Annotated in this window: 6 protein-coding genes; all 6 read right to left on the bottom strand. The window is 49.6% G+C overall.

Features of this window, described 5'->3' with window-relative positions; all coding sequences use genetic code 11:
• A partial coding sequence (locus COY37_RS06100; RefSeq protein ID WP_286976760.1) for a hypothetical protein occupies positions 1-369 on the bottom strand: 369 nt, incomplete at its 3' end.
• 198 nt (positions 370-567) lie between these two features.
• Positions 568-1,269, bottom strand: a complete 702-nt coding sequence (locus COY37_RS06105) for a tetratricopeptide repeat protein (RefSeq protein WP_286677699.1) — start codon at positions 1,267-1,269, stop codon at positions 568-570.
• 286 nt (positions 1,270-1,555) lie between these two features.
• Entirely contained in the window at positions 1,556-2,479 is a 924-nt protein-coding gene (locus tag COY37_RS06110; protein ID WP_286677700.1) for a hypothetical protein, read from the bottom strand.
• Between the two features lie 182 nt (positions 2,480-2,661).
• On the bottom strand, positions 2,662-3,630 hold the full coding sequence (locus COY37_RS06115) for a 6-bladed beta-propeller (protein ID WP_286677701.1): 969 nt from the start codon (positions 3,628-3,630) through the stop codon (positions 2,662-2,664).
• Between the two features lie 42 nt (positions 3,631-3,672).
• Positions 3,673-4,377 (bottom strand): tetratricopeptide repeat protein, encoded by a 705-nt coding sequence (locus tag COY37_RS06120; RefSeq protein WP_286677702.1) that lies wholly within the window; start codon positions 4,375-4,377, stop codon positions 3,673-3,675.
• Between the two features lie 42 nt (positions 4,378-4,419).
• The coding region (locus tag COY37_RS06125; RefSeq protein ID WP_286976764.1) for an O-antigen ligase family protein at positions 4,420-6,037 on the bottom strand (1,618 nt) is incomplete at its 5' end.

Raw genomic sequence — 6,037 nt, forward strand, 5'->3', positions numbered from 1 at the left:
GCCGGCAGTGGTGGTTGATGCAAGCACCGGCTCACCGATATCGATAACACCGTTACCGTTGGTGTCTGATATAAGTTTAACTAAACTGATATCAGAATCGAGTGCTGTGCCGTTTTGGCGAACCGTGATGTCGGTAACGGTCACGGTATCGGGTGGGGAAGCATAAAGCCTTAAAATGTCGGCAACGTGGGTTTGGCCACGAACGGCTATACTGTTGCCGGTTGAAGAGTCGGAGACCGTGAGGGTTCCCGCAAAAGCGCTTGCTGTGTCTACAAAAAATACCAAAAGCAAGGCAACCGCAAAAAACAGGGTCAGCCTTGCTAGCTTATCGTATGATAATTCGCGTAAGAGCCTTTTAAAATGGAACATATCACCCAATTATGAAATGGGTGCAAAAGAAGCTTCATAGCCTGTGTATCACCTCTACTACAACATGAACTGCTACTTGTAAACCACTATTACTGCTATTACTAAAACATGTTAAATCTGAAAAACTAGGTCTTGCTTCTTGCACACAAACTTATTTTCTTGAAACCGGATAATCCCAACCAAGTCTACTACTGCTTACTACTTAAGGCCTGCTATAGCCTCCTTATTATTCTTGTCTAACTTTAAGGCCTGCTCGAACTCACCCCTGGCATTACCGCTCTGGCCCATCTGTTTAAAAACTAGCCCTTTGAAGCTATGTATGCGCGCCAAGTAAAGGGTATCGGAGGAGCCTATGATTTTCGCCAGCCCATCATATGTAGCAAGGGCTTTTGCAAACTCCTTTTTCTGCGCGTAAGCATCGGCCAATGCGACGTAGTCAGCGGTGAAGTTAGGATTCGTTTTTGCCGCTGTTTCAAATTCGGTGATAGCTTTGTCAAGCTGCTTTTTTTGCACCAAAATTCTGCCCACACTATAGTGAGCATCGGCGGACCCTTTATTCACCTTAAGTATTTCACCGTACTGCTTATATGCGTCGTCAAGCTGCCCTTTTCGCTCGTAGGCATACCCAAGTTGAAACTGCACTTGCATGTCTTTCGGATCGCCTTCCGCAGCTTTTTTAAGCTCCGGTATCGCTTGGTCAAGCTTGCCTTGTTGATATAACTGCGTACCGTTCTTTTTTGCCTTTGCTATGTCGGCTGGGGAAAGCTTTGCCTCGTTTTTGCCTTTGCTGCCGCAACCTCCAAGAAATCCGGTTAGTCCAATAATCGCAACCAGCACGACCGCAGCTGCGATTACCAGTGTTTTAGTACTAAGGATACTAGATTTGCCCCTATGACCCATTTATAAAAACCTCCTGCAGTTAATTAAAAGCCAGGCTGAAACAATTCCTTAAGCCGGCTCTCTAACACGCATTCTTAATGTGGCTGGGTGATCTTTGAAGGTCGAGATTGATATGGCGGGCAGTTATTGCATGCAGTTAAAAATCACCACCAAAATTGCTTATTCTTGCGGTAGTTACCACAATAATATTATCGCAAAAATCGAATTCATTAGCAAGCGCATAGATTATGGTAAACACAGGTTAAGCTGGCTATTTATATGCTAGCCGTACGTGCGGTTGTCCCTGCTACTGAAGGGAAGCGGTATTGTGGCACGTTTCGCATACCTTGTCGAGCTGATTCGGTATTGTGCCTGCCATTAACATGTCTGGAGCAGTTAATGTGCCGGTTGTCGGCGTGTTTTCCGAGGAATGCGGGAAACCGCCGCCGATACCTGTCGCCTTGTGACATTGTTCGCAGGTCGGACCTTCATTTGATGTGTCGTCCGGTGTAACTACTGCGTATCCTGTGACAGAATCGGTACTGTAGCCCCCACCGGAGCAATCATGACCGTAGACCGTCGTAGTCGTAGTGCCGAGCATGACGTTTTTCACGGTTTGCGTATCGTCGTGGCGCCCGAAATCAGCATTGTGGCAGGTTGAGCACCAGTCAGACATAGTTTCCGAGGATTCGCCGGTCGTGACGGTATAGAAGAGGTACGTCTTACCGGGATTCGGATCTGATTTTAGCAAGAAGGTTGATGTTTCCCCAGTAAGCTTAACCGTTTGGTTATCATGCACCGAATGGCACTCGAGACAGCCCCATCTCGAGGTCTGTACCTGATATGAGGGGATAGTGTCGTCCGGGGCCGTAATTGTGGTCGAGGCCGTCTGTGTGGTATCCAGGCCGTGGCCTTCTGCATTCATAATAACATCGGTTCCAACGCCCGGTCCGCCGTAGTTATGGCAGAAATCGCAGGTATCGGCCCTTTTATCGGCCCTGGTCAGCATGTAGCTGCCGGTTGCAATATGCACCGCGTGGCATTCCTTACATTTATTTGTTGTTGTCGTGTACCCACCGTGCGGCGTATTCGTGCTTGAGTCGTATATCTGCGGCCAATTATAGCCCGCCACTGTTGTGGTCGGCTCAATCGCCAGGGCTGTAGATGCTGTTGCTATGATAAAGGAGAAGACTGCTGCTACGAGGAGTACGCTTTTAATCACCAAACGCATAGAAACCCACTTGCTAAAACCTGTGTAATGCCTAAACACCGAAAAAGCGAACTAACGAATTTATACTAACATAAAGCTTGCTTGCATACAAGCCCATTCGAATAGATTGTAATTCGAGTAGATTTTTACGTAAGGCAATACGGCATAAATATACCTTAATACTGGGTCCAAGTACCGGGTTGCTACTCAACCGTTATCTTAACGACCTGCACTCTATCGTTGAATTTATCAGCGATGGCAAACACGCCGTCCTGATCGTAAGCAATGCCGGATGGTAGGTTCAGTTCGCCTTCTCTCGAGCCCTGTTTGCCAAGCGTCGCGATCTGGGCGCCTTTCGTATTGAGCACTTTTATCGTGTTATCGAAGGCGTCTATCAGGTAAAGAAGGTTTTTGTCATCCATGACGATACCGCAGGGCAGGCCGAATGTTCTGTCCGCCGCTTTAATATCCTGGGCCGGCTTACCTTTAACCCACAAGAGGTCGCCATCACGTGAAAACGCTTCGAGCCGTAAGTTTAACGTATCTGATATGAATACGCTGCCATCTTTACCGACTGTCAGGCCCGAGGGCGAATCCATATCACCCTCAGCACGCCCCTGATGGCCCCACTTTGCTAATACGTGTCCCTTGAGATCGTAGACTATGACGTGGCCGTAGGTCGAAAGATAGAGTTTTCCGTTTGCAACATACGGCTTAAACGGCACCATAACTTTAAACTCGCTTAAGTAGTGACCGCCTCTATCGTATATTACGACCTTGCTTAACGCCTTGTCGGCAACATAGAGCTTACCGTCTTTGGAGGTGGTAATGCCGACCGGCTCCATAAGTTCGCCCGGCCCGGCGCCTTTGCGGCCGATCTTGCGTAAGAACTGTCCGCCCGAGCGAAACTTAAGTACTCTTGCGCGCCCGGTATCGGCGATATAGATGTTGCCCTCATCATCAAAGCACACATCGGTCGGCCGATAGAGAAGCTCATCGTCTTTTGTGCCGTAACCGTAAATACTATAGAGGTGCGTCATGTATTTGCTTTGCACCGCGGGCATACCCGGCGGACGTGAGATGAGGTAATACAGGTAAAGCAGGATTAGCGTCATCACCATAAGTATTGCCAGCAATGTGATTAGAAAACTTCTTAAACTGATTCTCTGCATATCTCTTAAACCTACACTTATATCAAGGCTTATATATCTATACTATTGTTCGAGCCGCTTCAATGCCTTTTCGGCCTCCGGGTAACTCTGAACGTATTTTAACGCTTCACGATACTCTTTTATTGCGAGATCGCTCTTGTTGGTCTTTTCGTAGCAGCAGCCCAGGAAGTAGTGGGCATCCGCAAGCGTTGGGTTTATTTTTAGGGTTCTTTGAAAAGCTTGAACGGCCTGGCCGTATTGCTTTTGGTCCTGGTAGAGCTTGCCAAGCTGGTAGAACGCGAGTTCGTTGTTCGGATCGATCGACGTCGCCTGCCAAAAATGACTCGCGGCGATATTGGGCTCCTGTTTGCTGATATAGGCCATACCGAGTTCAAAATGCGCGTTCCATGGGCGCGGTTCTATCTCGATGGCCTTATCAAGTTGCCCGATCGCTTTGTCTACCTCCTCGATCTCAAGGTACACACCGGCGAGGCCCACATACGCCTCTGCGTCTCGGGGGTTTAGTTTCACGGCTTCCTTGTACTTAATCAGGTCTCTCTCGACGGCGGTTCTGACAACGGGCGGTTGGAAATAGACTTTTTGTACGATTAACGCTGCAACGGCAAAAACAATTACTAAAAAGAGGATAATGGAGCCAGCCAGCCAGAGGCTTATTCGCTCCTCTGTTTTGGTTTCTTGCCGCCCAGCTTGTTCGTCAACACCGGTTTTAAAAAAGTCGGATAATTCCGTATCTTCCTCATGAGTCATACAAAGCACCTTACCGAAAAGAGTATAGCAAACTCAAGGTTTTTACAAGCGGTCATACGCCGCCTTCGCTTCGCGCAATCTCGGGTTTAGTCGCAACGCCTTTTCGTACGCCTGTTTTGCCTGCGCGCGATTGCCTTTTCGCTCGTATATCCACCCGAGGTCGTAATAGGCACGGTCGCTGCCGGGCTCGATTGCGAGGGCCTGGTTCCATGCATTGATGGCGTCATCGTAATTGTTAAGATAAGCGTATGCGACACCCATGTCGATGTATGCATCGACCATTACCGGGTTCAGCGCAAGACCCCGGCGGTCGTTCTCGATTGCTTTTTTTAAATAGACGGGTTTGCCGGCACGACCTGCAACCAGGTACGAGGCGGCTGCCGTGAAGTAGGCCTGCTCGTTGATGGGGTTGATCTGCTGAGCTTGCTCGAACGCCGCTGTGCCGAGGCTTAAGTACTCCTCTTTAGCGGTCTTTTTCCCAAACCTAAAGAGCGCCTGGCCAAGCGTGGTTTTATACAGCGGCTCGGTCACATTAAGCGATGACGCCGTCTTGTATTCGCTGACTGCCTGGGAAATTTTGCCGATACTCTCAAGATCACGACCCCGGGCAAAGTGGATGTCGGCCACAAGCGGTATACTGCTGAGTACCGCGAGGTAGGTGCATGCGAGCACTATAAAGCCAATCGCCAGCGGTTTTTTCGATTCTTCCAGCCCTGTCTCAACTATCCGGCTCTGGCCCCGGGTGAAGAGCAGCCTGCTTTCTATCCCTAAGAAAATCCAAAACAGAGGGGCGATCGAAAAGTGGCTGAAGTTAAATTGCAGTTGTATCCAGTATGCGAGTAGTGCGCCGAGGAGACCGACGGCGAGCCAGCCCTCACGCATAGGTTCTGCCGCACGAAGCCTTTTTATCCCGGAACCGATGAGCAAAATAAATATCCAAAGGTAAGCGACTAGGCTTATCATGCCGTCTGTCACCGCGGTCTGCAATGCGTCGTTATGCGCTCTGTCGAGAAGGGGGTCGTCGGCGTGCTGCGTCCATCCCTGGGGTTTGTATTTGCCGAAAACATATTTAAACGTATCGGGCCCCGACCCGAGAAGAGGAGTGTCGGCCACGAGGGGAAGCGATGCATTCCACATTTGGATTCTGGTAAGCGAGCTTCCTTCGATTTTAACTATCGAGACGGCCCTGTTGGGGAGGGAATACGTCTTTCCGGTTACGCCTACGCCGACCAGGGCGATGAGTAGAATTGCCACCAACGGGATTATCTGATACTTCGACCTCTTAATAGTACTCCAGTTAAACCAGCCCACCAGGATAACCCCGGCGGCGGTTCCCAGCCACGCGGCCCTGCCGAATGTTACAAGCAGCGCGATGGTTGAAAGAAGGAGCGCAAGGTAGGGAAGGGCTCTGGGAACGGTATCCTTATCCCGCCATAAAAGGTAAGAAACTATAAGGGGGATGATAAGCGTGTAGTAAGCGCCGAGGAACATGGCGTTGCCGAATGTGGCCATGCTCCGTCCGGATTCAAATGCGTTAGGTCGCCCAAATCCGGCCGCGCAATACACTCTGGCAAATAATAAAAACGGGTTCGTCCAGAAATACTCGACGATGGCAACCGTTGAAACCAGTATCGAGGAGATAATTACCGCTAAAAACAGC

This window comes from Candidatus Aquicultor secundus, from assembly GCF_002791875.1.
GTDB lineage: Bacteria > Actinomycetota > Aquicultoria > Aquicultorales > Aquicultoraceae > Aquicultor_A > Aquicultor_A secundus.

Bases quoted from the DNA above. Each gene is read 5' to 3' on its own strand.
- COY37_RS06105 (WP_286677699.1), bottom strand. From the start codon at position 1,269: ATGGGTCATAGGGGCAAATCTAGTATCCTTAGTACTAAAACACTGGTA.
- COY37_RS06110 (WP_286677700.1), bottom strand. From the start codon at position 2,479: ATGCGTTTGGTGATTAAAAGCGTACTCCTCGTAGCAGCAGTCTTCTCC.
- COY37_RS06115 (WP_286677701.1), bottom strand. From the start codon at position 3,630: ATGCAGAGAATCAGTTTAAGAAGTTTTCTAATCACATTGCTGGCAATA.
- COY37_RS06120 (WP_286677702.1), bottom strand. From the start codon at position 4,377: ATGACTCATGAGGAAGATACGGAATTATCCGACTTTTTTAAAACCGGT.